29 protein-coding genes are annotated in these 26,423 nt (G+C 63.1%); 8 read left to right on the top strand and 21 right to left on the bottom strand.

Annotation, left to right across the window (positions count from 1 at the left end):
- Positions 1-28: 28 nt before the first annotated feature.
- The gene (locus ACIGDI_RS11460) at positions 29-1,693 is read right to left on the bottom strand and encodes a fumarate hydratase (RefSeq protein ID WP_399894003.1); all 1,665 of its coding nucleotides are present in this window, start codon (positions 1,691-1,693) and stop codon (positions 29-31) included.
- Between the two features lie 147 nt (positions 1,694-1,840).
- Here ACIGDI_RS11460 and ACIGDI_RS11455 point away from each other — a divergent pair, with 147 nt between their 5' ends.
- On the top strand, positions 1,841-2,533 hold the full coding sequence (locus tag ACIGDI_RS11455; protein WP_399894000.1) for a DUF1707 domain-containing protein: 693 nt from the start codon (positions 1,841-1,843) through the stop codon (positions 2,531-2,533).
- 174 nt (positions 2,534-2,707) lie between these two features.
- On the top strand, positions 2,708-3,085 hold the full coding sequence (locus tag ACIGDI_RS11450) for a WhiB family transcriptional regulator (RefSeq protein WP_079077994.1): 378 nt from the start codon (positions 2,708-2,710) through the stop codon (positions 3,083-3,085).
- Between the two features lie 88 nt (positions 3,086-3,173).
- On the opposite strand, the gene glpX is transcribed toward ACIGDI_RS11450, so the two are convergent.
- On the bottom strand, positions 3,174-4,208 hold the full coding sequence (glpX, locus tag ACIGDI_RS11445) for a class II fructose-bisphosphatase (RefSeq protein WP_058923475.1): 1,035 nt from the start codon (positions 4,206-4,208) through the stop codon (positions 3,174-3,176).
- A 127-nt stretch (positions 4,209-4,335) separates the two neighbouring features.
- Here glpX and ACIGDI_RS11440 point away from each other — a divergent pair, with 127 nt between their 5' ends.
- A complete protein-coding gene (locus tag ACIGDI_RS11440; RefSeq protein WP_399893995.1) occupies positions 4,336-4,857 on the top strand; it encodes a DUF4245 domain-containing protein in 522 nt (173 codons plus the stop codon).
- A gap of 67 nt (positions 4,858-4,924) precedes the next feature.
- Here the strand turns inward: ACIGDI_RS11440 and ACIGDI_RS11435 are convergent, their stop codons facing one another.
- From ACIGDI_RS11435 to ACIGDI_RS11420, 4 genes are all read right to left on the bottom strand, one after another.
- Positions 4,925-5,515: a malonic semialdehyde reductase gene (locus tag ACIGDI_RS11435; protein WP_399893992.1), complete on the bottom strand. Its 591-nt coding sequence runs from the start codon at positions 5,513-5,515 to the stop codon at positions 4,925-4,927.
- A gap of 145 nt (positions 5,516-5,660) precedes the next feature.
- On the bottom strand, positions 5,661-5,906 hold the full coding sequence (locus tag ACIGDI_RS11430; RefSeq protein ID WP_399893989.1) for an exodeoxyribonuclease VII small subunit: 246 nt from the start codon (positions 5,904-5,906) through the stop codon (positions 5,661-5,663).
- A 9-nt stretch (positions 5,907-5,915) separates the two neighbouring features.
- Entirely contained in the window at positions 5,916-7,124 is a 1,209-nt protein-coding gene (gene xseA / locus ACIGDI_RS11425; protein WP_399893987.1) for an exodeoxyribonuclease VII large subunit, read from the bottom strand.
- Between the two features lie 55 nt (positions 7,125-7,179).
- A complete protein-coding gene (locus ACIGDI_RS11420; protein WP_399893984.1) occupies positions 7,180-8,544 on the bottom strand; it encodes an APC family permease in 1,365 nt (454 codons plus the stop codon).
- A gap of 114 nt (positions 8,545-8,658) precedes the next feature.
- On the opposite strand from ACIGDI_RS11420, the gene ACIGDI_RS11415 reads away from it, so the two are divergent.
- Together ACIGDI_RS11415 and ppgK are read left to right on the top strand one after the other, a co-directional pair.
- Complete coding sequence (locus tag ACIGDI_RS11415; protein ID WP_399893981.1) at positions 8,659-9,660, top strand: 4-hydroxy-3-methylbut-2-enyl diphosphate reductase; 1,002 nt, start codon at positions 8,659-8,661, stop codon at positions 9,658-9,660.
- Between the two features lie 29 nt (positions 9,661-9,689).
- Entirely contained in the window at positions 9,690-10,436 is a 747-nt protein-coding gene (gene ppgK / locus ACIGDI_RS11410) for a polyphosphate--glucose phosphotransferase (RefSeq protein WP_399893978.1), read from the top strand.
- Positions 10,437-10,478: 42 nt separating this feature from the next.
- Here the strand turns inward: ppgK and ACIGDI_RS11405 are convergent, their stop codons facing one another.
- Positions 10,479-10,877: a DUF6542 domain-containing protein gene (locus ACIGDI_RS11405; protein WP_399893975.1), complete on the bottom strand. Its 399-nt coding sequence runs from the start codon at positions 10,875-10,877 to the stop codon at positions 10,479-10,481.
- 351 nt (positions 10,878-11,228) lie between these two features.
- Here ACIGDI_RS11405 and ychF point away from each other — a divergent pair, with 351 nt between their 5' ends.
- Positions 11,229-12,317, top strand: a complete 1,089-nt coding sequence (ychF, locus tag ACIGDI_RS11400) for a redox-regulated ATPase YchF (RefSeq protein WP_399893972.1) — start codon at positions 11,229-11,231, stop codon at positions 12,315-12,317.
- Positions 12,318-12,498: 181 nt separating this feature from the next.
- Here ychF and ACIGDI_RS11395 read toward each other — a convergent pair whose 3' ends face one another.
- The 11 genes from ACIGDI_RS11395 to ACIGDI_RS11345 all read right to left on the bottom strand — a co-directional run bounded on the left by ACIGDI_RS11395 (position 12,499) and on the right by ACIGDI_RS11345 (position 22,278).
- The gene (locus ACIGDI_RS11395) at positions 12,499-12,696 is read right to left on the bottom strand and encodes a hypothetical protein (RefSeq protein WP_342283703.1); all 198 of its coding nucleotides are present in this window, start codon (positions 12,694-12,696) and stop codon (positions 12,499-12,501) included.
- Positions 12,697-12,747: 51 nt separating this feature from the next.
- On the bottom strand, positions 12,748-13,134 hold the full coding sequence (locus ACIGDI_RS11390; protein ID WP_399893968.1) for a hypothetical protein: 387 nt from the start codon (positions 13,132-13,134) through the stop codon (positions 12,748-12,750).
- Between the two features lie 11 nt (positions 13,135-13,145).
- On the bottom strand, positions 13,146-13,562 hold the full coding sequence (locus tag ACIGDI_RS11385; RefSeq protein WP_399893965.1) for a hypothetical protein: 417 nt from the start codon (positions 13,560-13,562) through the stop codon (positions 13,146-13,148).
- Positions 13,563-13,564: 2 nt separating this feature from the next.
- Positions 13,565-13,882, bottom strand: a complete 318-nt coding sequence (locus ACIGDI_RS11380) for a hypothetical protein (protein ID WP_399893962.1) — start codon at positions 13,880-13,882, stop codon at positions 13,565-13,567.
- Positions 13,883-14,271: 389 nt separating this feature from the next.
- Entirely contained in the window at positions 14,272-14,736 is a 465-nt protein-coding gene (locus tag ACIGDI_RS11375) for a hypothetical protein (RefSeq protein WP_399893959.1), read from the bottom strand.
- A gap of 73 nt (positions 14,737-14,809) precedes the next feature.
- Positions 14,810-15,688: a phage major capsid protein gene (locus ACIGDI_RS11370; RefSeq protein WP_399893956.1), complete on the bottom strand. Its 879-nt coding sequence runs from the start codon at positions 15,686-15,688 to the stop codon at positions 14,810-14,812.
- Between the two features lie 96 nt (positions 15,689-15,784).
- Positions 15,785-16,198, bottom strand: coding sequence for a phage scaffolding protein (locus ACIGDI_RS11365; RefSeq protein ID WP_399893953.1), 414 nt, complete (start codon positions 16,196-16,198; stop codon positions 15,785-15,787).
- 70 nt (positions 16,199-16,268) lie between these two features.
- Positions 16,269-17,663 carry a phage portal protein gene (locus ACIGDI_RS11360; RefSeq protein ID WP_399893950.1) on the bottom strand — a complete coding sequence of 465 codons (1,395 nt, stop codon included), beginning with the start codon at positions 17,661-17,663 and terminating at the stop codon, positions 16,269-16,271.
- Between the two features lie 120 nt (positions 17,664-17,783).
- Complete coding sequence (locus tag ACIGDI_RS11355) at positions 17,784-19,670, bottom strand: hypothetical protein (RefSeq protein WP_399893947.1); 1,887 nt, start codon at positions 19,668-19,670, stop codon at positions 17,784-17,786.
- A 187-nt stretch (positions 19,671-19,857) separates the two neighbouring features.
- Positions 19,858-20,340: a hypothetical protein gene (locus tag ACIGDI_RS11350; protein WP_399893944.1), complete on the bottom strand. Its 483-nt coding sequence runs from the start codon at positions 20,338-20,340 to the stop codon at positions 19,858-19,860.
- A 1,188-nt stretch (positions 20,341-21,528) separates the two neighbouring features.
- Positions 21,529-22,278, bottom strand: coding sequence for a helix-turn-helix domain-containing protein (locus ACIGDI_RS11345; RefSeq protein ID WP_399893941.1), 750 nt, complete (start codon positions 22,276-22,278; stop codon positions 21,529-21,531).
- Between the two features lie 418 nt (positions 22,279-22,696).
- On the opposite strand from ACIGDI_RS11345, the gene ACIGDI_RS11340 reads away from it, so the two are divergent.
- Complete coding sequence (locus ACIGDI_RS11340) at positions 22,697-23,032, top strand: Lsr2 family protein (RefSeq protein WP_393900019.1); 336 nt, start codon at positions 22,697-22,699, stop codon at positions 23,030-23,032.
- Positions 23,033-23,094: 62 nt separating this feature from the next.
- On the opposite strand, the gene ACIGDI_RS11335 is transcribed toward ACIGDI_RS11340, so the two are convergent.
- Positions 23,095-23,325 (bottom strand): GntR family transcriptional regulator, encoded by a 231-nt coding sequence (locus ACIGDI_RS11335; protein WP_393900020.1) that lies wholly within the window; start codon positions 23,323-23,325, stop codon positions 23,095-23,097.
- Between the two features lie 203 nt (positions 23,326-23,528).
- Here ACIGDI_RS11335 and ACIGDI_RS11330 point away from each other — a divergent pair, with 203 nt between their 5' ends.
- Positions 23,529-23,969 (top strand): ATP-binding protein, encoded by a 441-nt coding sequence (locus ACIGDI_RS11330; protein ID WP_399893937.1) that lies wholly within the window; start codon positions 23,529-23,531, stop codon positions 23,967-23,969.
- 145 nt (positions 23,970-24,114) lie between these two features.
- On the opposite strand, the gene ACIGDI_RS11325 is transcribed toward ACIGDI_RS11330, so the two are convergent.
- Both ACIGDI_RS11325 and ACIGDI_RS11320 read right to left on the bottom strand, forming a co-directional pair.
- Positions 24,115-24,864 carry a tyrosine-type recombinase/integrase gene (locus ACIGDI_RS11325; protein WP_399895236.1) on the bottom strand — a complete coding sequence of 250 codons (750 nt, stop codon included), beginning with the start codon at positions 24,862-24,864 and terminating at the stop codon, positions 24,115-24,117.
- A 239-nt stretch (positions 24,865-25,103) separates the two neighbouring features.
- Positions 25,104-26,417 (bottom strand): M14 family zinc carboxypeptidase, encoded by a 1,314-nt coding sequence (locus ACIGDI_RS11320; protein WP_399893934.1) that lies wholly within the window; start codon positions 26,415-26,417, stop codon positions 25,104-25,106.
- Positions 26,418-26,423 lie beyond the last annotated feature (6 nt).

Raw genomic sequence — 26,423 nt, 5'->3', positions numbered from 1 at the left:
CCTTCCGCCGTACGGACCTCGGCAGGGCCTAGCCCAGGCCCGGCCCCCGCACCGGGATCGACGTGAACGTCGGCTGCGGGGCGGGGTCCTGGAAGAAGTCGTTGCCCTTGTCGTCGACGACGATGAACGCCGGGAAGTCCTCGACCTCGATCTTCCAGACCGCCTCCATGCCGAGCTCCTCGTACTCGACGACCTCGACCTTCTTGATGCAGTCCTGGGCGAGACGGGCGGCCGGGCCGCCGATGGAGCCGAGGTAGAAGCCGCCGTGCGCGTCGCAGGCGTCGGTGACCTGCTTGCTGCGGTTGCCCTTGGCGAGCATGACCTTGGAGCCGCCGGCGGCCTGGAACTGCTCGACGTAGGAGTCCATGCGGCCGGCCGTGGTCGGGCCGAAGGAACCGGAGGCGTACCCCTCGGGGGTCTTGGCCGGACCCGCGTAGTACACCGGGTGGTCCTTCAGGTACTGGGGCATCTCCTCGCCCGCGTCCAGCCGCTCCTTGATCTTGGCGTGCGCGATGTCACGGGCCACGACCAGCGGGCCGGTGAGGGAGAGGCGGGTCTTCACCGGGTACTTGGTGAGCTCGGCGAGGATGTCGTCCATCGGCTGGTTCAGGTCGATCCGCACGACGTCGGACTCGTCCAGGTGCTCGTCGGTCGTCTCCGGCAGGAAGCGCGCCGGGTCCGTCTCCAGCTGCTCCAGGAAGACGCCCTCGGGGGTGATCTTCGCGAGCGCCTGGCGGTCGGCCGAGCAGGAGACGGCGATGGCGACCGGGCAGGACGCGCCGTGCCGCGGCAGGCGCACCACCCGCACGTCGTGGCAGAAGTACTTGCCGCCGAACTGGGCGCCGATGCCGATCCGCTGCGTCAGCTCGAAGACCTTCTGCTCCAGCTCCTTGTCCCGGAAGCCGTGCCCGAGCTCGGAGCCCTCGGCCGGGATCTCGTCCAGGTAGTGCGCGGAGGCGTACTTGGCGGTCTTCAGCGCGTACTCGGCGCTCGTGCCGCCGACGACGATCGCCAGGTGGTACGGCGGGCAGGCGGCCGTACCGAGCGAACGGATCTTCTCCTCCAGGAACTTCATCATGGAGGACTCGTTCAGGACGGCCTTCGTCTCCTGGTACAGGAAGGACTTGTTGGCGGAGCCGCCGCCCTTCGCCATGAACAGGAACTTGTAGGCGCCGCCGTCGGTGGCGTACAGCTCGATCTGGGCCGGGAGGTTGGAGCCGGTGTTCTTCTCCTCCCACATGGTCAGCGGGGCCATCTGCGAGTAGCGCAGGTTGAGGTTCTTGTACGCGTCGTAGACGCCGCGCGAGAGGGCCGCCTCGTCGCCGCCCTCCGTGAGCACGTTCTGGCCGCGCTTGCCCATGACGATCGCCGTGCCGGTGTCCTGGCACATGGGGAGCACGCCGGCGGCGGCGATGTTGGCGTTCTTCAGCAGGTCCAGGGCGACGAACTTGTCGTTGCCGGACGCCTCGGGGTCGTCGACGATGCGGCGTAGCTGGGCGAGGTGCGCGGGCCGCAGGTAGTGCTGGATGTCGTGGATGGCCTCCTCTGCGAGCTTGCGCAGCGCCTCCGGCTCCACCTTGAGGAATGTCCGCCCGTCGGCCTCGAAGGTGGAGACACCCTCGGAGGTCACCAGCCGGTAGGGGGTGGTGTCCTCTCCCATGGGGAGCAGATCGGTGTACGCGAACTCAGGCATCGCAGCCCATTCCTCACTCGACAGACGGCCGCCCGCCGACACTGGCGGGCGCTCACCAGCGTAGAACCTGCCTCCGACAGCGGGCTTGTGAGGTTGTCCTCAGTTGGGGGGTAGTCGCGATCTATCGCGTTTCGCTACGCTGCTGCCGTGGACCTTCAGAAGCACACCGAACCGACGTCCGCGGCGGCCGGCCTGCGCGCCTCGGACGCCGACCGCGACCGTGTCGCCGACCTCCTGCGCGAGGCCCTCGCCGAAGGCCGTCTGACCGCCGACGAGCACGCCGAGCGGGTGGAGGGCGTGCTCGCCGCCAAGACGGTCGGGGAGCTGGAGGTCTTCATACGGGACCTGCCCGCCGCCCACCGCCGGAGCGCCGCCCCTTCGTTCGCCGCCGCCCCCGACCGGCCCCCGCTGGGCAGCGTCCCGGTCGACCCGGACGACCATGTGGTGGCGGTGCTCAGCAGCGCCGTGCGCAGGGGCCGGCGGCGCGCCGGACGCCGTATCCACGCGTACGCGGTCTTCGGCAGCGTCGAGATAGACCTCAGCGAGGCGCTGTTCGAGTACCAGCAGGTCGTGATCAAGGCGGTCGCGGTCTTCGGCAGCGTCGAGGTCCGCGTCCCGGAGAACGTCTCGCTGCGCGGCACCGGCGGCGGGGTGCTCGGCAGCTTCGAGGTGGCATCGCTGGACGCGGACGACGCGAACGCCCCCGTGGTGTACGTCGACGGCTGGGCGGTGCTGGGCAGTGTCGAGGCGAAACCGAAGCGCGGCAGGTTCGTCGCGGACATTCTCGATCGCGTGCAGCACAAGGTCGACAAGAGTTTGCGCAAATATCTGGACCGTTGACGGATGTGAATCCGGCCCTTCCGCAGGGGAACGGGTTCACCGGCGGCCGTGGCGGCGCACCCCTGGCGAGCACGGGCGATCCGGCGGTTCGGAACTCAGTGCATAGGCGTGCGCACAGCGGGTAGGGCTTGCTGCATCGTCGCTCGCTCGCGAAGCCGTCGTCAGGAGTAGACCGTGCTGCAACCGCCGCATTCGTCCCTGCAGGTAGCTGCCGTTCCGGCCCAGCGGGTGCCAGTGCCAGTCAGGGACCAGGACGCCCCTTGGCACACCGAGGCGGTGTGCCGGCGGGACGAGGCCGGCCTGTTCTTCGCCCCGTCCAAGGAGCCCACCGCGGCGCGCCTGTCCCGCGAGGAGGCGGCCAAGCGCGTCTGCGCCCGCTGTCCCGTGATGGTCGAGTGCCGTGAGCACGCCCTGCTGCAACCCGAGCCCTACGGCGTCTGGGGCGGCCTCACGGCCGCCGAGCGCCGCGTGGTGCTCGCCCGGCGGCGGCGCCGCGAGATGGAGCTGAAGAAGACGGCGCGGGCGCAGGGCCGTATAGCGGCGGCGGGATAGCACCCGCACGTACGAGAAGTGGGCGCCCCCTACCGCACCAGGGGGCGCCCACTTCTCGGGCTCGGCGGCCGGTTCCCGGCCCACCGCGCTACTTGGCGCGGTCGAAGTCGATCGCGCTGTAGGCCCGCAGCTTGCTCAGCCGGTGGTCGGAGGCGATCCGCCGGACCGTCCCCGACTTCGAGCGCATCACGATCGAGTCGGTCGTCGCGGTCTCCGACCGGTAGCGCACACCCCGCAGCAGCTCACCGTCGGTGATTCCGGTGGCGACGAAGAACACGTTCTCCCCGGCCACCAGGTCGTCGGTCATCAGCACGCGGTCCAGGTCGTGCCCGGCGTCGATCGCCCGCGCCCGCTCCTCGTCGTCCTTGGGCCACAGCTTGCCCTGGATCGTGCCGCCGAGACACTTCACGGCGCAGGCCGAGATGATCCCCTCGGGCGTGCCGCCGATACCCAGCAGCATGTCGACGCCGGTGCCCTCGCGCAGCGCGTAGATCGACCCGGCGACATCGCCGTCGGAGATCAGCTTGATCCGTGCCCCGGCCTCCCGGATCTCCTTGATGATCCCCTCGTGCCGCGGCCGGTCCAGGATCACCACGGTCACGTCCTCCGGGGTGGACCGCTTGGCCTTGGCCACCCGGCGGATGTTCACCGACACCGGCGCGTCGATGTCGACGAAGTCCGCCGCCTCGGGCCCGGTGACCAGCTTGTCCATGTAGAAGACGGCGGACGGGTCGAACATCGACCCGCGGTCCGCGGCCGCCAGTACGGCGATCGCGTTCGGCATGCCCTTGGCCGTCAGCGTGGTTCCGTCGATGGGGTCCACGGCGATGTCGCACTCGGGACCGGTTCCGTCGCCGACGCGCTCCCCGTTGAAGAGCATCGGCGCCTCGTCCTTCTCGCCCTCGCCGATGACGACGACGCCGTTCATCGACACGGTGGAGACGAGGGTCCGCATGGCGCGCACGGCGGCGCCGTCGGCGCCGTTCTTGTCGCCCCGTCCGACCCAGCGGCCCGCGGCCATCGCGGCGGCTTCGGTCACCCGGACGAGCTCAAGGGCGAGGTTGCGGTCGGGGGCTTCGCTGGGAACTTCGAGCTCGGACGGCAAGTGATGATGCTCGGTCATCGGAGCGCACCTTTCTGATACGACGACGGCCGGATGAGGGTTCGACCCTCGACTCTATCGTCAGTCCGACAAAATGAGCAGGGGACCCCACGGATGAGCGGGCCGGGCACCTGCGACGATAGAGGGCGTGGCAGGTTCGAACGGCAGGCAGAAGACGGTCCGGGACATGATTCTCTCCCTGGGCCTCATCGGGATCGCGGCGGCGCTCATCTACGTCTTCATCCCCCACGACGACTCGGCTCCCGACATCAAGCGGGTCGACTACCGCGTCGAGCTGCTCACGGCACGCCGCGCGGCGGCCTACCCGGTGGCCGCGCCCGAGGGCCTGCCCAGGACCTGGAAGGCGACGTCCGTGCGCTTCGACGGCGCGAAATTCGACGCCTGGCACCTGGGCTTCCACGCCCCCGACGGTCAGTACGTGCAGATCGAGCAGTCGACTCAGAAGCCGTCGGAGTTCATCGACCAGGCCACCCAGGGCGGCAGTGCGACCAAGGCCACCCAGGACATCGACGGCAGGACCTGGACGCACTACACCGGCGGCCGCTACGACGCCCTCGTGCTGCCCGGCAAGGGCGCGACGACCGTGGTCGCGGGCACCGGCTCCCTGCGGCAGCTGACCGAGATGGCGCAGGCGCTGAAGATGTCGTGACCGGAACGCGCGCATGTGAAGAGGCCCCCGGCATGACGCCGGGGGCCTCTTCACATGCGGGGCTCGCTCAGACCGTGGTGACGACCTGCTCGTAGTCCAGACGCGGGGAGCGCGGGAACCAGGCGTCCTCGCCCGGCTTGCCGATGTTGACGACCATCAGCGGGGTGTGGTCGTCGTCCAGGAACTCCTTGCGGACGCCCTCGAAGTCCAGACCGGTCATCGGGCCGGCGGCCAGACCGGCGGCACGGACGCCGATGATGAAGTAGGCGGCCTGGAGGGCGGCGTTCAGCGTGGCGTTCTTCTCGCGGGCCTCGCGGCTGCCGGCGAAGAGGTCCTTGGCCTGCGGGAAGTGCGGGAAGAGGTGCGGCAGCTCCTCGTGGAACTCGTTGTCCGCGGAGAGGATCGCGACCAGCGGGGCGGCGGCCGTCTTCTTCTGGTTGCCCTCGGCCAGGTGCTGCACCAGGCGTTCACGGGCCTCGGCGGAGCGGACCAGTGTCACGCGCAGCGGCGACTGGTTCATGGAGGTCGGGCCGTACTTGACCAGGTCGTAGATCGCCTGCACCTGCTCGTCCGTCACCGGCTCGTCGGTGAAGGTGTTCGCGGTGCGGGCCTCACGGAACAGCAGGTCCTGGGCGGCGGGGTCGAGCACGAGAGACATGCGGGATCTTCCTCGGGGTGACGTGCGATCCGTACCGGACCGCGGTCCGGATCGGCTGACGACACCGAAGGTACGCCAGGGAGGTACAAGTTTCAACTAATGTGAAGGTGTGGTGATCCGCTTCACAGCGGAACGGCTCGCGCCCCTACTCGTCGTCCTCCCGCTCGGCGTCCCCGTCCGCCGCCTCCTCCTCGGCCAGAGCGGCGTCCAGGCGGGCCCGTGCCCCGTCCAGCCAGCGCCGGCACACCTTGGCCAGCTCCTCGCCGCGCTCCCAGAGGGCCAGCGACTCCTCCAGCGTCGTGCCGCCCGCCTCCAGCCGCCGTACGACCTCGATCAGTTCGTCCCGCGCCTGCTCGTACCCGAGCGCCTCTTCCGCCACCTTGCTGGTCATCCACTCACCCTATGTCTCGACCCGTACAACGAACTCGCCCTCACTGACCCGTGCCCGCAGCGTCTCCTCCGCCGCGACCTCGCCCGGATCCCGCACCACGTGCCCGTCGGCCTTCTGCAGGACCGCGTACCCGCGCTTGAGGGTGGCGGCGGGGGAGAGGGCCACCACGCGCGCGTGCGTGTGCGTGAGCTCGGAGTCGGCGCGGTCGAGCAGGTGGCCCAGCGTCCGGCGCGAGCGCTCCGCCAGCGAGGCCACGTGGTCGGCCCGCTCGTCGACCATCCGGTGCGGATCCTGTATCGCGGGCCGGGCGAGGGCGTGCGCGAGCCCGCGCTCCTCCCGCTCCACCAGGGCCCGCGCACAGCGCCGGGCCCGGTCCCGCAGCATCCGTACCCGCTCGTACTCCTCGCCCACGTCCGGGACGACCTTCTTGGCGGCGTCGGTCGGCGTGGAGGCGCGCAGGTCGGCCACGTGATCGAGAAGGGGATTGTCGGGCTCGTGCCCGATGGCCGACACCACGGGCGTACGGCACTCCGCCACGGCGCGCACCAGCTGCTCGTCGGAGAACGGCAGCAGGTCCTCCACGCTGCCGCCCCCTCGGGCGACGATGATCACGTCCACGTCCGCCAGCGCGTCGAGCTCCTTCACGGCCTGCACGACCTGCGGGACGGCGTGCACACCCTGCACGGCGACGTTGCGCACCTCGAAGCGGACGGCGGGCCAGCGGTGCCGGGCGTTCTCCAGCACGTCCCGCTCCGCCGCGGAGGCCCGCCCGCACACCAGGCCGATCAGCTGCGGCAGAAAGGGCAACGGCTTCTTGCGCTCCGCCGAGAACAGCCCCTCGGCGGCCAGCGCCTTCTTCAACCGCTCCAGCCGCGCGAGCAGTTCACCGACCCCGACGGGCCTTATCTCGGTGGCGCGCAGGGAGAGCTGGCCGCGCGGGGCGTACCACTCGGGCTTGGCCTGCACGACGACCCGCGCGCCCTCGCTGACCACGTCGGCGACGGCGTCGAACACCTGCCGGTAACAGGTCACGCTGATCGAGATGTCGTACGACGGATCACGCAGCGTCAGGAACACCACGCCGGCCCCGGGCCGCCGCGACAGCTGCGTGATCTGCCCCTCGACCCAGACCGCCCCCAACCGGTCGATCCACCCCCCGATGAGCCGCGAGACCTCACCGACGGGCACGGGCGCTTCCGCGGACGTGTTGAGAGCCATGCCGCGAGGGTAACGGCCCGCTCCGACAACGCGGGTCAGCGTCGTTCAGCGGGCTCTACGCGACCCGGCGCCCTCGCTGTGCCACCAGCACCGCACACCCGATCGCCAGCCACACCGCCCCCACCGTCAGCGCCGTCCCCGACGCCTCCACGATCACCGTGACCGTGATCGCCGCCCCCAGGACCGGAACCAGCACGTGCCGCCACCAGCTCACCGGCCCGCCGGCCCGGCGCACCGCGAACCAGCCCACCACGCTCGCGTGCAGCAGCGTGAACGCCGTGAGCGCCCCGATGTCGACCACCGACACCAGGCGGTCCATCCCGTCGCCGCGCCGGGCCGCCCACACCGCCGCCACCAGCGTGATCACGGCCGCGCACAGCAGCGCCCCCCGCGGCAGCCCGGCGTCCGTCCGGGCCAGCGCCCGCGGCAGCCGCCGGTCCCGGCCCATGGCGAACAGCAGCCGCCCGGCCGCCGCCTGCCCGGCCAGCGCGGCGAACGCCGCGCCGATCGCCTTGCTGACCGCGACCAGATCGTGCAGCCAGGTACCGACCGACGCGTCCACGGCGTCGTAGAACGCCGACCCCTGCAACCCGGGGTCGGCGGCCAGCCGCGCGGACGTCGTCGGCTCCAGCAGTGCCACCAGGTACGTCTGCGCGATGAACAGCACACCCGCGAGCGCGAGGCAGAACAGCAGGGCCCGCGCCACCTTCGCCGAGCCCCCGGTGACCTCCTCGGCGAAGCCGGCGATCGCGTCGAAGCCCAGATAGGACAGGACCGCCACGGACACCGCGCCGAGCACCGCCGACAGCGCGAACGCCCCCTGCGTGCCGTCCCCGGACAGCGGCGACCACCAGCCCCGCTCCGCGCCGTCCCGGCCCAGCACCACCAGGGCCGACACGACGAACACCAGCAGCACGACCACCTCCATGGCCAGCACCAGGAAGCCGGCGCGGGCCGCGGCCCGGACGCCCCACAGGTTCAGCGCCGTCGTGACGACGACGGCGAGCGCCGTCCACACCCAGCGCGAGACCTCCGGCACCAGGGAATTCATCGCGATGCCGGAGAAGAGATAGGCGACCGCCGGGATCAGCAGATAGTCCAGCATCGCCATCCAGCCCGCGACGAAACCCGCCCCCTCGCCCAGCGCGGCACGCGCGTAGGCGAACACCGAACCCGCCTGGGGGACCACGCGCACCATCTGCGCGTAGCTGAACGCGGTGAACGCCATCGCCACCGTGGCGACGGCATACACGAGCGCGACGGCCCCGTGCGACTTCGCGTCCAGGGTGCCGAACACGCCGACGGGCGCCATCGGGGCGATGAAGAGCAGGCCGTAGACCACCAGGTCCCGCGGACCGAGGCTGCGCCGCAGGCCGTGCCCCTCGCCGGTGGTCCGCTCCGCCGTGCCGGTCCTGGACATGCTGCCTCCGTGGGTGCCTCGTCCGTCGTCGTCCGCGCCCTCCCTCCCACCCCACGGCCAGTCTCCCCGAGGACGCGATCTTCGACCCCCCGGGCGTGGCCCTACGATGGACGCATGACTGCTTCGCCTGGCCGCCGTGTCCTGCTCGCCGCCCCCCGTGGCTACTGCGCGGGTGTGGACCGCGCCGTGATCGCCGTCGAGAAAGCCCTCGAGCAGTACGGGGCTCCGATCTACGTCCGCCACGAGATCGTCCACAACAAGTACGTCGTGCAGACCCTGGAGAAGAAGGGCGCGATCTTCGTCGAGCGGACCGAGGAGGTCCCGGAGGGGAACATCGTGATGTTCTCCGCGCACGGCGTCGCCCCCGTCGTCCACGAGGAGGCCGAGCGCGGCAAGCTCGCCACCATCGACGCGACCTGCCCGCTGGTCACCAAGGTCCACAAGGAAGCCGTCCGCTTCGCCAACGAGGACTACGACATCCTCCTGATCGGGCACGAGGGCCACGAGGAGGTCATCGGCACCTCCGGCGAGGCCCCCGACCACATCACCCTGGTCGACGGCCCCGGCGACGTCGCCAAGGTCGAGGTCCGCGACCCCTCCAAGGTCGTGTGGCTGTCCCAGACCACGCTCTCCGTCGACGAGACCATGGAGACCGTCGACGCGCTGAAGGAGAAGTTCCCGCAGCTGATCTCCCCGCCCAGCGACGACATCTGCTACGCCACCCAGAACCGCCAGCTCGCGGTCAAGCAGATGGGCGCCGAGGCCGAGCTCGTCATCGTGGTCGGCTCCCGCAACTCCTCCAACTCCAAGCGCCTGGTCGAGGTCGCCAAGCTGGCCGGCGCCCGCGCGGCCTACCTGGTGGACTTCGCCGACGAGATCGACGAGGCCTGGCTGGAGGGCGTGTCCACGGTCGGCGTCACCTCCGGCGCCTCCGTCCCCGAGGTCCTCGTCGAGCAGGTCCTGGAGTGGCTGTCGCGGCGCGGCTTCGAGGATGTGGAGATCGTCAAGGCGGCCGAGGAGTCCATCACCTTCTCGCTGCCCAAGGAACTGCGCCGTGACCTGCGCGAGGAGGCCGCGACGCTGATCGCGGAGCGTACGGGTACCTCGGCCGAGTGACTGTCAGTCGTTCGACGTAACGTAGAGCCATGCAGATCTTCGGTGTGGACATCGGCGGTTCCGGGATCAAGGGCGCCCCTGTGGATCTCGACAGGGGCGACCTGGCCGAGGAGCGCCACAAGGTGCTCACCCCCGTCCCGGCGACGCCCGACGGCGTGGCCGACGGGGTCAAGCAGGTCGTCGAGCACTTCGGCTGGACCGGCCCGGTCGGTCTGACCTTCCCGGGCGTGGTCACGGACGGCTCCACGATCCGCACGGCGGCCAACGTCGACAAGAGCTGGATCGACACGGACGCGCGCGCGTTGTTCAGCGAACGCCTCGGCGGCCTGCCGGTGACGGTGGTCAACGACGCGGACGCGGCGGGCGTCGCCGAGGCGCACTTCGGCGCCGGCAAGGACCGCAGGGGCACCGTCATCCTGCTGACCTTCGGCACGGGCATCGGCAGCGCGCTCTTCGTCGACGGCGTCCTCGTCCCCAACACCGAGCTGGGCCACCTTGAGCTGCACGGCCACGACGCGGAGAAGCGCGCCTCCAGCAAGGCCAAGGACGACGGCGACCTGACCTGGGAGCACTGGGCGCACCGGGTCCAGAAGTACCTCGCCCACGTCGAGATGCTCTTCTCGCCGGACCTGTTCATCATCGGCGGCGGCGTCAGCCGCAAGTCCGCCAAGTTCCTGCACTTCATCGAGGGCATCAAGGCGGAGGTCGTCCCGGCGCAGCTGCAGAACAACGCGGGGATCGTGGGGGCGGCGATGCGGGCGGTCACGGAGCACTAGAGCGACACACGCGCTGACCGGCCCCGGCGGGACCTGTGCCGGTCAGCGGGGCGGGTCGCTCCGGCGGCGGACGGTCTGACGGCGCATCAGGGCGATCCGCCGCACGGTCACGATCAGTCCGGCGATCAGCGTTCCCCCGTACAGCCATCCCGCCTGGGTGGCGAGCGCCGTCACCAGGCCCATGAGCCGGCCCGGCACCCCGCCGCTGCTGTCGGCGACGGGGAGCAGGCCCACCGCGAAGGCGATGGGCACGACGACGGGGGCGGTCACCAGGTCGCCCTTGCGCACCCAGGCCGCGGTCAGCACGCACACCGGCAGGAACAGCACGCCGTACACCGTCAGCGAGCCGCCCAGGAGCAGGTCGTCGAGGCAGCCGAGGACGAACATCACGGCCCCGCAGAAGAGGCCGCCGCCCAGCCCGGTCAGCCGCGGGTTGGGCAACCGCCGCACCCCCTCCGCCAGGGGAGCGCCGGGCTGCCGTACCCCCGCGGGGCGGCCGGCCGGGCTTTTCTGCGCGGGATGCGGCGCAGGTCGCGCACCGCCGCCGCGGGCCGCCTGCGGGGGCAGCGGGGGCGTGCCTCGTCGCGTTCCGTCGTGCGGGGGTCGCGTCCTGTGTTGCTCCACCCGACCAACTTAGGTCTGTTTATGTGTCGAATCGCCCCTGGGACACGCCGTAGGAAAGACCTTGGCCATGCGTTCGATCGGTAACCGGGGCGCGGTCCGGCACGCCGTAGACTGGTGGATCGGCCCAGCCCCTCCAGTCCTCTCCTCTCACGTACGGGAAGTCGCAACGTGTCGCTCACGATCGGAATCGTCGGTCTGCCGAATGTCGGCAAGTCGACCCTGTTCAACGCCCTGACCAAGAACGACGTGCTCGCGGCCAACTACCCGTTCGCCACGATCGAGCCGAACGTGGGCGTGGTCGGCGTCCCCGACGCCCGGCTGACGAAACTGGCCGAAATCTTCTCCTCGCAGCGCATCCTCCCGGCGACCGTCGACTTCGTCGACATCGCGGGCATCGTGCGCGGCGCCAGCGAGGGCGAGGGCCTGGGCAACAAGTTCCTGGCGAACATCCGCGAGTCCGACGCGATCTGCCAGGTCATCCGTGCCTTCAAGGACGAGAACGTCGTGCACGTCGACGGCAAGGTCTCGCCGAAGGACGACATCGAGACGATCAACACCGAGCTGATCCTCGCCGACCTGCAGACCATCGAGAAGGTCCTGCCGCGCCTGCAGAAGGAATCGCGGATCAAGAAGGACATCGCGCCGAAGGTCAAGGCGGTCGAGGAGGCCAAGGAGATCCTGGAGAAGGGCGACACGCTCTTCGCGCACGGGATCGTCCAGGGCAGCGAGCGTGCCGAGCCGCTGCACGACCTCCACCTCCTGACCACGAAGCCCTTCCTGTACGTCTTCAACGTCGACGAGGACGAGCTGGTCGACGACGACTTCAAGAACGAGCAGCGCGCCCTGGTCGCCCCCGCCGAGGCGATCTTCCTCAACGCCAAGCTGGAGGCGGACCTCGCCGAGCTCGACGAGGCCGACGCCCTGGAACTGCTGGAGTCCGTCGGCGCCGAGGAGCCCGGCCTCGCCACCCTCGCGCGCGTGGGCTTCAACACCCTGGGCCTGCAGACCTACCTCACCGCCGGCCCCAAGGAATCCCGCGCCTGGACCATCAAGAAGGGCGCCACCGCCCCCGAGGCCGCCGGTGTCATCCACACCGACTTCCAGAAGGGCTTCATCAAGGCGGAGGTCATCTCCTTCGCCGACCTGGTGGAGACCGGCTCGGTCGCCGAGGCCCGCGCCAAGGGCAAGGCCCGCATGGAGGGCAAGGACTACGTCATGCAGGACGGTGACGTGGTGGAGTTCCGCTTCAACGTGTGACATTTGCTTTTCGTGTCAGGAGTTGAACGTCTTCTCCACTACGCCCTTTACAGGGCCTAGTCTACTAAGGCTGTCAACAACGGCTCCCTAGCCCGAAATTGCCAGCCACATAGAGCGCACATACAGAGAGACCCCTAGCTGATTTAGGCCGGGGGTCTCTCTGCTTTACAGGAAAGGGTTACTAGCTACCGCCTGATTCGTCATCTTCATGGTTTCCCAATGTGTTGTCGAACAGAGCCACCCAAGCGCCAAGGATGAACGCTGCGAAGAGGATTGCTGCATAGGCAACGTCTCTCTGGTCCTTGCCCGCTGTGCTGGCAAAGATGAGAAGTCCTCCAACGGCAGTCAGAGCCAACGGCGTTTTGGTCATCTTGAACAACCGGCCTCCTTTCCATCCCTGTGAGGATTAGCCCGAGGGCTCAGGGAAGTCTCAGGACGCCTGTACCTCTGTACGTGCCAGAAGGATTCGGAAGTCAACGGCACTGCCCCTGAGGTCATTCTCAGGGAAGCAGCCGAACACATCGAAGAGGGTCGGGTTGCCGTTGTCCTCTCGCCACAGCAGTTCACCAGCCTTGTTCCTGATTCGACCTACGCGAGCATCTAGGGGAATCTCGGTAGGGCAGAACAACTGTAGATAGTCCTTGTACTGGTACTCCTGTCCAAAGTCCTGGATAGAACCCCATGGACGAACAGAGCCGCCGGTTACCTTGATTACCTCAGGGTTGGCATAGTCGTACGTGCTGATGATGGCTCCCGAATCAGGGTCCTGATAGGAAACCGCCCGGTAGACCTCTGCCCGTAGCTCATAGCGCTTCATTGCAAGGAGTCTCACCAGGACCACAGCCTTTCAGCGATACGCCGTGACTCGCGGCTCTGCCTGTGCAGCTCTCGCCGGTAGCCGAACGGCTGTAGCTGAATCCTGCGAGACTTGCGCCAAGACAGATTGGCAATGGCCTTCTGTGCAAGAGGTGACAGCCATACGTCCTTGTCGCCAAACACCATCTTCGATTCGCCCTGTGTCACGGACTCCATGTTGGGCTGTTCAAAGACAGACGTTGGGTCATCTTCCATGTATGCGCACTGGTAAGCCGTAGCCTTCTTGAGCCATAGAAAGTCTGTCGTATCCGAGACTAGTTCCTCAGGCTTCCCTGAGGCTGTCTCGATGATTGCCTGTGCCTTCTTGATGGTTGCGTCATCGACGGATACCCCGGCGATATCGGCAACCTCTGTAATCGTTGCGTACATTCTTAGACCTCCAATCCGGGCCGAACAATAATCTTCTGTTCGGCTGTGTAATCAGCAGCCGCACCCTTTGTCAGCTTGAGCCTTAGGCGATAGTCGCCCGGCACATCAAAGACAACAGTGTTCGGCCACGTATAAGTAACCTGTCCTTCTGCGGCATTCGAGATTGCCGCCGTGCCGCCTGTACGCGTCACACCATCAGGACCGATGATGAGGACAGCGGCACCGGTATACGCGGAGAGACTTCTAGGGTTCCCTACCTCATCCCTGACCGTAATCGCCAAAGGTTCTACCGGCACACTGCCCGCAATGTATTCGAGCATTACGCTTCTACCTCCATCGTTAGTTTCTTCCTTGCTAGTTCTATGCCGATAGAACGAGAGGCAAGCGTGAGAGTCATACGCTTACGTTCCAGTTCCGTATCCGCATACTTGTATGTCGGAGCGTTCGTAATCGCCAATGTGTATCCGAGTGTTCCAGTCGCATGGACTACCGCCGGATATCCGGCCTGGAGCACAAGGGGAGGCGATACAGGTTCCGACAGGACAACTGTGTATCCCTGTGTTCCACTGGCATACGCATTCGCTGGATATCCCGCCTCTAGTGCAACCGGTGGATTCGACACAGGTTCCGTCAGAACGATTGTGTATCCGAGTGTTCCACCGAACTGCGCGACGGACGGATATCCGTATTCGAGATTCATTCGACCTCCTTACAGGGATACCCGGAGGATTCCAGAATCGCTATAGAACGTTCCTGACTCAGGGTCTTGCTCGAAGATTTCCCACTGAATCGTCAAGTCCTGATTCGAGACTGTCTGTGCCGTACCGAAATCGACATACCCAAGGAGAGGCTTACCCGTTGCTGTGTCGTCATAGATAACGGCATATCGGAATAGAACGTTCGTATTCGTCCAAGTCGAATCCGCAGCATCGAACGTCCAATACTTGTTCGTCGTGTTGTACGTGATTGTCTTGGATGCCAATGCGATTCCACCGGCCGCATATCCCGTTCCTGTCACCTCGTTTGCCGATACGTCTGCCCATTCGTCATGCGTGTTCTGATTCGGCGTATACGTTGACTTGACCAGAGCAACCTTGATGGTGTCGCTAATCAAGTCCATCTGCTTTGTCATCAACTTCTGTAGAGCCGGGCCGTACCACTTAGCTGTTGCCATTCGTCATCATTCCTTTCATTGAAAAGAGGGCAGGGCCGAAACCCTGCCCTCTAGAGCCGTATCCCATTAGGGATTAGGCACCGGCAGTGACCTCAAGGAGTCCGAATGCCTCTGGACGCGCTACAGCGAATCCACGACGGGCACGCATCTTGAGTACAGGCTCATCGGTGCGGAAACCTGGCTCGTAAGAAAGCAGGCTCTCAGGACCAGAGCGAACACCTAGAACAAGGTGCTGACGGTTACCCACGACTAGAAGAGGGTTGCCGTTAGGGGCACTGGTAGCCGTGGTGGAAGTCTTCGCACCGTAGGAGAAGTTCACAGCAACACCGAACAGAGTTGAAGGAGTACCAGCGATACCCTCAACAAAGATTGGGCGACCGTTGCTGTCAACGATTCCACGGAAAGCAGCCTTGAAGGAAGGGTGCGCGATAACAACGGTGTCCGCGTCATTCGCGTAATCGCTGCCCTCGTAAAGCGCCATGGTGTCCGACAGCTTGGCGTAAGTCACAGCACCGGCAGTCGCAATCTTCTGACCAGAGGCAGCAGCCTTGTAAACCGACGTGAACGGAACAGTGCCGCCGTTCTGAGTACCGGTAACGCCAAGGCAAGCGTTGTCGAGCATACGGGCGTAATCAACAGCCCATTCGGCCTGGAAAGCCGCTACAGCGTTAGCAATAGCGTCCTCTAGGTCTTCCTCGGCAATGGTGACAGTCTTACCGAACTTCACCGCGTCAAGGATGACGTTATCCAGAGCAGCGTTAGAGTCGTTGTAGGCAGTTCCCTTTGCAACAACATCAACGCCAACGGCACCAACACGGGGCACCTTTGTAATGTCGCTAGCCATAGCGACGCGACGGGCAACAGCCTCAATCGCAGAGTTCTGATTGACGCGAGTGATTACCTCAGAGCCGTACTCCTCTGGTACCCAAGCATCAGCATTAACACGAGCCATTTTCTTTTAATCTCCAGTTATTATTTAGTTGTCCGGGGGTCATGCCCCCGGATTCAGTTGTTGTTCTGTTGTGTATTCAGTTGTGCCTCAAGGGGATTAGCCCTTGAGAAGATTAGCGGCGAGGATATCTGCGGAACTCTTCTGTGGACGTGCTTCCCGCTTATCTGCGGCGTCTGCTCCACCGGAAACCCTCTGCTGAGTGTTGAACAGCTCGGGAAGGTCCTCCTTCAAAGCGTCCAACTGTTCCGATAGGCCCTCTAGCTCTCCGGATTCCGTGACGGAAACCTTTGAGTAGTCGATGAACTTTGAAGCCTTGGCATTCGTCAATCCCGCGTCTCTTAGTGCATCCTGAGCCTTTGTCTGTAGGTAGTTCGTCTTGAGGGTCTGAGCCTCTGCCCGGACAGCCTCTAGCTGTTCCTGTAGAGCCTTTGCCTCAAGTCGATTGTTCTTGGCTTCCTCGTTGGCCTTCTTCAAAGCCGCCCGGATAGCCTCAATCTCGTTCTCATCCATTACTTGTCTTGCCTCCATCTCGGATAGTTAGGGGTCATCTCGACCCGTTGGGTAATGGTGTGGTGCTGGGTTATGCAGCCCTAGCCTTGGAGCCGTCCGGAACGGCTGTTGTGGCCTTGGCATCAGGATTTAGGTCCTGAGATTCAGAATTTCCCGGTAGGTCCGAGCCGGCCTGGACCTCCTGGATATTTTTCTCGGCAATCCAATTAGCCACCACGGCCGCGTCGTAACCCATCTCTGCGGCTACCTGAGCAAGAGGAATGCCAATCTGAATCTTCTTGTAAGCAATCTCCATTGCTTCCTTGGTGTCGAAGGTCTCTACAGGCTTCCAATGGACCTGTACGTCTTCCGAGAATCCGGCCGATTCAAGGACGAACGTGAACACCTCTCGCCACGTAGCACCGAAGGACAGTTGCCGAGTCCGTACCTTCTTGACTAGTGGTGCCTCTGCGGTCCTCAGGGCCTCTCCGGACGGGATATTCCCCGTAGGCTCGAAGTAGTGCAAAGGAGTCTCTGTGATGGTTGCCAACGAACGGATATAGACGCGCATTGGCTCAAGGAACGACTCAGGCTTAGCTGGGTCTAGCTGCCCAATCGCCTTGACGTTGTTGAAGATGGTTAGCTCGCCAGGGGTTGAACCGGTAAGCGTGCTCTCTGAGCCCTCATCAAAGTCAGCGGCCTCTGAGGAACCATCCTCCGTAAGCGCATAGCGCCATGGGAAGCCCTGGTAATCATTGGCAGCCATCTGCGTAACGCAGAGCTTGTTAATCAAGTCCTGAGGCTCGTAAGCGTTCCGGTGCTCAGGCTTGCCCTTAGGACGCTCTGTGCGGAAGTGGAAGACAGGGATACGGCCAAGAGGATTAGCCATGATGCCGTTGGAGTCGGTGAACTCATCAACGAACGGCACAAAGTCTGAATCCTTGGGGGTCTGAGGAAGCCTCTCCGCACGGCTGACGTACTTCTCAATGCGGTCCTGGTAGTACAGGTTCACGCGAGTACGGTTCTTGCCATCAATCGTGGTTTCCCACATCTTGGCAGCAACACGCTTTAGGCGGGGGTTCTCCTCCTCATAGAGGACAACCGTTGTCTTGGGGCTGTTGTAGTAAATCTCAAGAGAATCGCCCTCAGGCCACACCATCAGATAGGCGTCACCGTAAATCAGGGCCTTCTTGTGAATCTGGCCTACCTCTAGCTCTAGCTCATTGGAGGCCCAAACCCTGTCGAGATACTGCCCGGCACCCTCAGAGATAGCGGACACAGAAGTAATCTCAAGGCGGTTGTTTACCGCGTTGACCGGAGTAGCCGCAAAGTTAAGGCGGAAACGGTCGCTGGTGTGCCTTAGGGCACGCTTTAGAGCCATCGAGGTAAATACCTCTTCGGCTAGTCCTTCGTAATAGTCTTCTGCGGTTTGGTAATCGTCTCTCCTATCGAGGATTTCGAGAACCGCTGTGGTTAGGTCTGACATGTTTGGTTGTAGTTATCTCCTTAGTTTTTATTATATAGGAATACCCTTCGAATTCAAAATTGATAGGGGGCGCCGGCCCCCGGTTAGTAATTTGTTTTCCGGGGGCACGGCTAAAGGGTTTTAGACGTAGCTCTGACGCTTAACCGTCGTCTTAGCCTGAGGCTTTCCGAGGAAGTACAGGACTCCCGAGACAACGGCGTCCAGGACGTCATCATGGGCAACCTTGGGAAAGGCGAACATCTGCGTCTGCAAGGTGTCGAAGTGGCCCGTATGGAAGACCCTGCCCTTGCGGTAGAAGTCCAGAGCCCTAGCGGCCCGAATCTCCTTCTTCTCGGTGCTTCTCATGCTGCGGTACTTGGCTGGCACCCCATCAAAGACTGACTGCCAGAGGTCACCACCCTGGTTCGTCTCGATGTAGAGAACCTGAGCACCGAACCGTTCGCAGAGTTCCAGGGCCTTCTCCTTGAGTCCAGGACCGGGCAACTTGAACTGTTCGGCATAGCGCACGTACAGGTTTCCGTCAGAGCCTCTGGAGACAACCGCAAAGCCTGTGTAGTCACTGGTCTTCTTGGTGGTGACGGCAGGGTCCACACAAAGCAGCGTGTTGCCGTACTCCTCAGGCTGGCCAATGCGGATATCCGCGTCTGTCCAGTAGTCGGCATTCAGGGACACCGGGCGATTCATGTAGTTCTTGTGGAAGTCCCTGGTGTGCCTAATCGAGTTGAGGAAGTCCATGGACCAGAACTCAGGCCAGAGAGATTCCTCTGAGCCATCAGGGTTCGTCACAACGGCAGGGAAGTAGTGAACCCTGATGTTGGAATCAATGACCCATCGGAGTTCCGGAGCAAGGGACTCATAGAAGTCTCTGGCGTCCTGGTCCTGGTCCCCGTTGTCGGCAACCAGCTCGGTTCCGGCCTCTGAGGCTGTGTCGGCAAGGGTCAGAACTGAGCCGCTAGAAGGGGTCTCAGAGGGCCCAGGAGAGGTCTCCTCAACTGAGGGCCTAGGGAGGGGGGTTGAGGCTGTCTCGGAACCTTCTAGGGCCTCTCCTGAGGCATGGTCCAAGTTTTCCGGGTATGACGCATTTTTAAAGGGTGTAGATATGGCCTCAAGTGAAAAAATATCTTTAGTACCGTTTTTCTCATCGGTACCAGTATGTCCGAATGAGGCTGCTACCTCCTTCCTGTCTTGTACCTCCTCCTTTGAATCAAGATGGGATGAAAGCACCCCCTTGTGACTCTGGCTATCCCATTCCCTCTTGGCTTCTCCGACTGTTCTCAATTGGTCAATGATTGAGGCGGGCATTGTTGTTGTTCCAACAATGGCAACCCGCGCATAAATGTTCAAAGGCAATGCAGCATCAAGGAGAGTCGTAAGCCTTCTCGATGCCTCAACCTCTGAGTACGTAGCCTCTGGCGGTTCAATGTCATCAAAGAGGAGAAGGTCTGGCCTCTGTCGTCCAACCTTCATGCCGAGTGTCTTTGCGTCAATGCCCTTGGCCATAAAGACAAAGCCGTTAGCCTGCATGATTTGGTCTGAGGACTGTGCAATATGGCGCTTGACCTTCTGACCCATCAGAGGGGTGCACAGCTCGGGGAAGTCGCTGGTCAGACGCTCGTTGCTGTCTAGCTCTGTCTTGAACGTCTGTAGGTGGTCCTCAGCCTGAGAGGCTGAATCAGAGAAGGCAGCGACGAACCTGATGTGACCATGAGCCGCCGCCCACATAGGCAGCAGCAGGAATAGCCATGTGCTCTTGCCCGCGTTCCTCGGGGCAATGAAACAGTCTCGGTATTCCCTTGGCTTGGTGACAGGGTTGGTCCAAGACTTCGCATACTCGATTAGGTCAAGATGAAAGGCACTGAGGCTCTGACTGCCTGAGTCGCTAGTCAGATGGTGCGGGAGATAGAGCCAAGCAAAGAGGAGAGGGTCATTGCGGGTTAGCGCTACTCGACCTTCTGTCCTGGTTAGCAACTCCTTTGGGTATCGGTTGATGTATGTCTGAATATCCATGTTCTGTCTGTTAGGTCCAATCCTTTCGTCTGCGCTGGTCAGAGGGGGTGCAGAGAGGCCGGTGTCAGAAGTTGGCAGGCAACCTGTGACACCTTGCTACAAACATTGCTACAAATGTGCCGGCCTCTGGGTGTTGCTACAAAAGTTGGTACATTGTCGGCAAGGGTAGAGCCTCTGTGCGGCTGCCTCAGGCCCTCTCAGGGGAGTCCTGGTGTGATGGGGCATCCTGGCTTTGTTCGGCCGCTAGAAAGGCGTCTAGAGCCTCTGCGAACGGGTCTGCCTGGTCCTGGTCCTTCTCGGTGCCGTTCCGGCTTGTCGCCTTGCCCTGTAGGAGCTGCATTGTCTCAATTGCCCGCTTCATACCTTCAACGGTCTTCTTGAACCCATCTGCGTTCAAATCACGGTCTTCGAGGATGAATTCCCTACCTCGGGCAATGGCCTCTTGCATGGTGATTAGTAGGTCTTCTGTCTGGTACCAGTCATTAAAGGCTGCTGCCTTCTGCTTTAGCTCATCAAGGGCGATAGTTACTCCATGTTCCTTTGCCCATGTGTTAGCCGTATTCCAATGCTTTGGATAACCTAGTTCACGCATTGCCCTGCTATGTCCAATTTCGGAGGCAAGCTCTAGATAATCCTGCTTTTCCTTTTCGGTGTATTTACGTCCTGGCATTTTTTTTGATTTACGAACACGTGCGAGTGGGGTACTACCTTCTAGACCTCTCTTTGTCTCAGACCTGTTTGTCTCAGACCTTCTCCTAGACCTCTTGGCTCTAGTCCTGGTCCTTGGCCTTACGGGTACGTACTTCGTACTGCGCTAGTTCGTCTTCCTTCCTCTCGATTAGATATAGGTACTCAAGGGCTGTCATGACTCTTGGTATCTCGTATGTCTTGCCCTTGTGCTGGAACCTCAGTGGTCCCTCTTTCTTGCGCACTGCCATCGTTCTATCTCCTTCTCTAGACGCTTGAGTCTTGTTCTCAAGTCCTCTGAGAGTTGCTTGGCTGCTTCTTGTAGTTTCATGGTTCCTCCTCTCAACCCGCCGTTTTTCATTGATTCCAACTAGTTGTTGAGTCACATCAATAGCTTGATAAAGGAATGGGGAACCCCACTAGACTTTGAGGAGAAGAAGGCCCTAGCCATGAGTTCTTCTAGTGGGATTCCCCGAGGTGTAATCACAACAGAATGAGTAGAACTGTTTGATTACCTCTATTCTATCAAGAATGGTTCCAAATGCATAATTCAAAGGCTCAGCCGGCTCGGGGTTATCGGGCTACTTCCTTGCGCAGTTCTATAAGGAAGTCATCTGCCTTCTTCTTCTCCAAAGACTTGCCTACTGTCCAACCCAAGTAGAAGGCGAGTAGGACAAGGATGAGCATTGCCGTTAGTTCCATGGTTCTCCTTTCTGTGGTTACTTCTTCCGTACCTCAATGACGTACTGAGGCTCCTTCTCCTTCTGTGCCTTGGTGCCTCTGGTCCTGCCGTACAGGTAGGCAGCAAGGATGAGAAGGATGATGGTGAGGGTCATTGGTTCTCCTTGCGTCTGAGGCTCTGTGAGCCTGTCTGAGCTTCCGGGCATCTCAGATACCCGGCCGGATTTGTGGGGCCTGAGAAAGGCGTACAGGGCCTCTCTCAGGCGTCCTAGCGTCCGCTCTCGACCTTCTCGACTACCGCCGCAAAGTCGATGCTGAGCATCAGGGCCTTGAAGGTCTTGTTAATACAGGTGCCGCAAACCTTGGGCTTCTTCGAGCCCCACGGGAAAGCCGTTCGGTTCTTGGGTAGCCACTGGTGGCAGCTCTCACAGACAACGCCATGAGGGCAACCGCGTTCGTGGGCACAGTCGGCGTACATGCTTCTAACTCCTTAGGCGGTAACGGTTACAGGTGTGGCCGTGAATGCGGCCCATCGAGCCCTCACGTCCTGGTCATCGTTCGGGCGGTACTGAGGGTCAAGGAACAGAGCGCGTGCCTCTGCCGGGTACTGAGACTCGGACAGAATCTCTTCGACCTCGGTAGGTAGTTCACTCTGACCTACCCCGGCATTAGCCGTTTCCTCCTTCAAAGGCTGTCCATCCCACCCAAAGGACTCAAACTCATCATCATCGAAACCCGCCGCCGTTCCGGCGGCATCTTCCTTCAAAGAAGACAAAGGAGAAGCAGCAACTTCCTCTTCATCCTTTGACCTAGGAGATTCCTTGCCTTCATCGGACGCCGGTACGGCGTCCTCATAAGTGTTCTCATGAGTCTTTGAATGAGTGTTATTTAGTGTTTGTAGGTCACCATGACCTACCCCTAGGTCAGACTGAACTACCCCTAGGTCAATGTGACCTACCTCTAGGTCAGAATGACCTACCGGCAAGGTGCAGTCCCAAAGGTTCGTCTTACCGAGGTCCTTACCGGCCTTGACTAGGTTGATGAATCCGGCTTCCTGTAGGTCCTTTAGAGCCCTCTTGCATGAGGATTCGCTGAAACCACTATCGGCCGCGAGAGTTGCAAGGCTTAGCCATACTCCCTTGCCGCTGTTGTAATCGGCGTAGTCGGCAAACCATCGAGCAACACCCTTTGTTCTTCCGGATAGGTCAGACGCCTTGAGGGCGTGAACCCATCGCTTCATGTAATTAGCCATAACTTTCTACATCTCCGTATCTGTGTTGTGTGTTTGGGTAAGAAACCAAAAAGGCCCCCGGCTAGGGACTAGCTAGCCGAGGGCCTTAAACACACTACAGATATCCAAATGTAGTAGCTTCTGCATCCTCCTTGGTGTCTAGTCCTCACCGTTGGAAAGTATTTGTTCTTACGTATTCCATAATAACATGGCTGGCCGACAAAGCCGGGGGTTTGTAGCAGTCTTTGTGTCTCAATTCAGTAACGGTTATCAGGGCTTATTGAATAAGCCGGAATATCCGTGCCGGCCTCGACCCCCCGGATTAATTACTGAGACGCCAGACAAAAACCTAGGGACCTTCTCGGGCGGTTCTGTCCTAGGGCTCTGGTAACCTCATGCCGCCCAAGCACACAAGGGGAGAGGCAACGTGGCTAAGCGCGTAATCGTAGAGAGTGACCTGTCTGGTGAGCCGGACGCTGAGACTGTCTCCTTTGCCTTTGATGGCAAGCGATACACCGTTGACCTGACAGAGGGGGAGAAGGCGGAGTTCGGAGAACTCCTCTCCAAGTACATCGACGTAGCCGAGGAAGTAACGGCTACGGCTCAGGCGTCCATTCCGACTCAGGCTCAGAGCACCGGCCCTGACCCTGCCAAGGTTCGTGCTTGGGCACAGGAGAACGGGATTGAGGTCAACGCCAAGGGCCGCGTACCTCACAGCGTCATTGCTCAGTATGAGAGGGCACAGGAAGCCGCAGACATTTAGTGGTGCTGGAATGGCAGAGGCCCGGAGAGTGACTCTCCGGGCCTCTTGCGTTTCTCGGTGTCTCAGTCTTTCGGCTCGACCACAAAGGTTCCCTTGTTGGGGAGCGTCACAACCAATCCACGGTCTCTCAGTTCTTGAACAGCTCTCCGAGCCGTTCCATGCGCTACCCCGTATTGAGCGCCAAGGTCACGTTCGTTGGGCAGCCTTGCGCCGACGGGGAGCCGTCCGGCCCTGATGTCGGCCTCCACCGCGTCTGCCACCCGTACGTACACGTAGCCGATGCTGTCGCTCATGCTCGCGAACCTAGGGCGGTGACCAGCACCAAGCATCCCCGGAGGGTCCCATGGGGTCGTATGGGGTGCCCTGGGGCGGTATGGAGCGGTAGCCTCTGAGCTGCACAGAAACAAGGTGGGCCCGCAACCGCGCGAACGGTCCGGGCCCTGGTCCACGCTGATAAGGAGCGCAGACAGGTGCAGCATAACCAGACTTCTCGGGGGTGCCTGTGACTGTGGCACCAGCACGGAACAATGAGGCTCCAGAGGAAAAGGGTTGGGGCTGGACTCAACAACCGGCCGTAGTTCCTTTGGCGCGAAAGGTCTTCCGTAAGTGGCTGGCAAGGGTCAATGCCTCTCACTTTGAAGAGGACGCAACTCTGTGCTTCATGGAGTTGCTGACCAACGCCATTCGGATTCCTTCTCCGGACGGACTCACCAACACGACCTGGACGCTCTATCCGGACAGGCTGAGGGTTGAAGTTAGGGACTACTCTCCCGACGCTCCCTATCTCGCATCCTCTGACCCTGAGTCAGAGTCGGGCAGAGGCTTAATCCTGGTCCACCTGCTTGCCGACAAGTGGGGCTATGACCACTGCTCCTTCCTTGACGGGAACGGCGGCTACCTCCCCGGTAAGACTGTGTGGTTCGAACTGCACAAGTAGCCATACAACAAGAGGCCCGGTTACCTGAGTTGGTAACCGGGCCTCTTGCTTGCCCCCCTGAGGCTCTGCGCGTCCGACTGAGAGCCTGTAAGCCTGTCTAGGTCTCTGGATGCCCCGGAAACCTCCTAGGGGCTCTCAGGGCCTCTCAGGCCGGTTGTTGGCCGAAAGCCTTCATGACTCCCTCGTTGATGTCGCTCTCGTGAGTCTGGACGTAGTACCGCAGAGACACGGCAACGTCGTGGTGCCGCATCTGCCGTTGAAGCACGTTGGGGCTAACTCCTGCCTTCACAAGCTCAGTTGCGAACTTGTGCCTGAGCTGATGGGGGTTGATGTTCAACCCAATCTTCTTTGCCGCACGCCTCATCCCGACATAGACCGTGTTGTGAGACTTGGTTGCCTCAAAGGCCCGGTACTCCTCTGCGAACCACTCAGGCACATAGACAGGCCCGGCAGTCTTGGGAGTGGCGATAGAGCCATCAGGAAGCCTCTGCCGGTCAACCGTGATGACGTTGCCCTTGATGGGCTGAGAGACACAAGCCTCTCCGATACGCAGTCCCGCATAGAGCATCGAGAGGGCGTACATGCGGTACCGGCTCTCTCCGAATGCTGCGTGAATCTCTTCGATGCTCGGGAGGTCATAGACCTTCTGTGCCGGACGGGGGCAAGGAACCTTCACCCCAAGGCAGGCTCGGAGATTAATTGCGTGCTTCCGACGGGTGCCCGGAGAGAGGACACCACTGAGAACGTTGGAGAGGTACCGAACGGTTGCCTTCTCGGCAGGAACGTCCTCAAGCTCAAGGTTACGGAGAGTCCCGAGGTATTCCCGGTAAGTGCTCTCCTTGATTGCCCTGTCTGCCAGCCTTTCGAGCGCAAGTTCAAGGCAAGTCTTCTGCATGTCCACCGTGTCTCCGATGACCAGGCATCAGAGGCAGTGTCAGAAGTTCCAGGGGAACTCCATCAAAGCCCTGATGCACGACGGCGACGTGGTCGAGTTCCGCTTCAACGTGTGATCAAGCACGGGGGCCGGGCCCGGGCGGCCCGGCCCCCGCGCCCGTTCCTGTGGCGGTCATGGCCCGACCGCGGCGATGCGGCGAGGACCGCGCCGCGAGATCATCGGCGGTGCGCCCGATCCGGTTACCCCAGGGCCGCCTCGGCCGCCGCCAGCACCGTGCGGGTCTGGTGGGCGACCTGCTGGTGGACGGGGACCCAGCGCAGGCGCAGGGACTTCTCGAAGTCCGCGCACCAGGTGGTGAACAGTTCGTCCAGGTCGCGGTACAGGCCGGGGGCGGCGGGGTCGTCCGCCGTCTCCAGCAGGCGCAGGAGGAGGCCCGCGGCCCGCAGGGGCTGCCGGCGGGCCACGATGTCGAGGGCCGACACCTGGGCCCTGGTCGGCGCGGGCCGCGTGTCCTCGGCCGCCTGCCGGGCGAGCGGCTGCCAGGACTCGGCGACCAGGTCGTAGAGGCCGTCGGCCATCCACTCCAGCACCCGTCGCGGCGCGCTCTCCTCGGGCGGGGGGAGGAACGCGCGCGCCTTGTCGAGGACGGCGGTCACCTGCCGGCCGCCGTCCCGGACCAGGCCGGCCAGATCGCGCAGCGCGGCGGCGGCCTCCGGATGCGGCGCGGAGTCGTCGGCCAGGTCGCTCGCCCACATGGGTACTTCGACGATCGCGGTGAGACCGCCGTGGCGCTGGGGCGCGCACCAGGTGGACAGCCCTATGTTCTCGGAGCCGGCCGCCAGCCGGGCGGTGCTGTCCGGCGGGGGCAGGACGTGGATTCCGGGGCTCGGGTTCTCCCAGTACAGGGCGTCGAACGTGCCGAGCTGGACGGGGATGCCGAGGTCCGCGGCCGACGCCTGGAAGGGCGCGGCGAGTTCGGGCAGGTCCCGGGTCAACTGCACCCAGCTGCCGCCCGCTTCGACGCTGTGCAGGGAGCACTGCAGCACGGGACGCAGTTCGTCGATCACCGCGAACAGCGCCTGGCTCTCCGGGAGTTGGCGGGCCACGATCGGCGCCCACTCCGGCTGTTCCGCCGCGACCGGGCGGAAGGCGGCACGGTAGTAGCCGGCCAGGGTGTGGTCCGGGCCGGCCGTCGCCTCTTCGACTCCCCGGCTCAGTGCCGCACCGTCCGGGTCCAGGCACAGGACGATGTCCCAGGTGACGAGGGAGAGGTCGGTCGCCGCGCCGGGCCGGTCGCCGCGTGCCAGCTGCTCCGCCAGGGCGAGCGCGGTGGCGGGGCCCACCGGTTCGTCGGGGTGCGGCCCGGCGACGACCAGGACGTGGCGCGGCCCGCGGCCCAGGGACAGCATCGTCATCGGGCGGCCCGCACGGGACGTGCCGATCCGGCGCAGCCGGCCGGCGGCACCGGGGAACCGGGACACCAACCGCCGCGCCGAGTCGGTGACTTGCTCGACCGTCGGATAACGGTCCGCGACCGTCGGGGAACGGTCCATCGTCCG

Origin of the sequence: Streptomyces sp. NPDC085900 (genome assembly GCF_044540925.1) — a bacterium.
Taxonomy (GTDB): Bacteria; Actinomycetota; Actinomycetes; order Streptomycetales; family Streptomycetaceae; genus Streptomyces; species Streptomyces gilvifuscus.
This window is presented reverse-complemented; position numbering and strand designations above follow the sequence as displayed.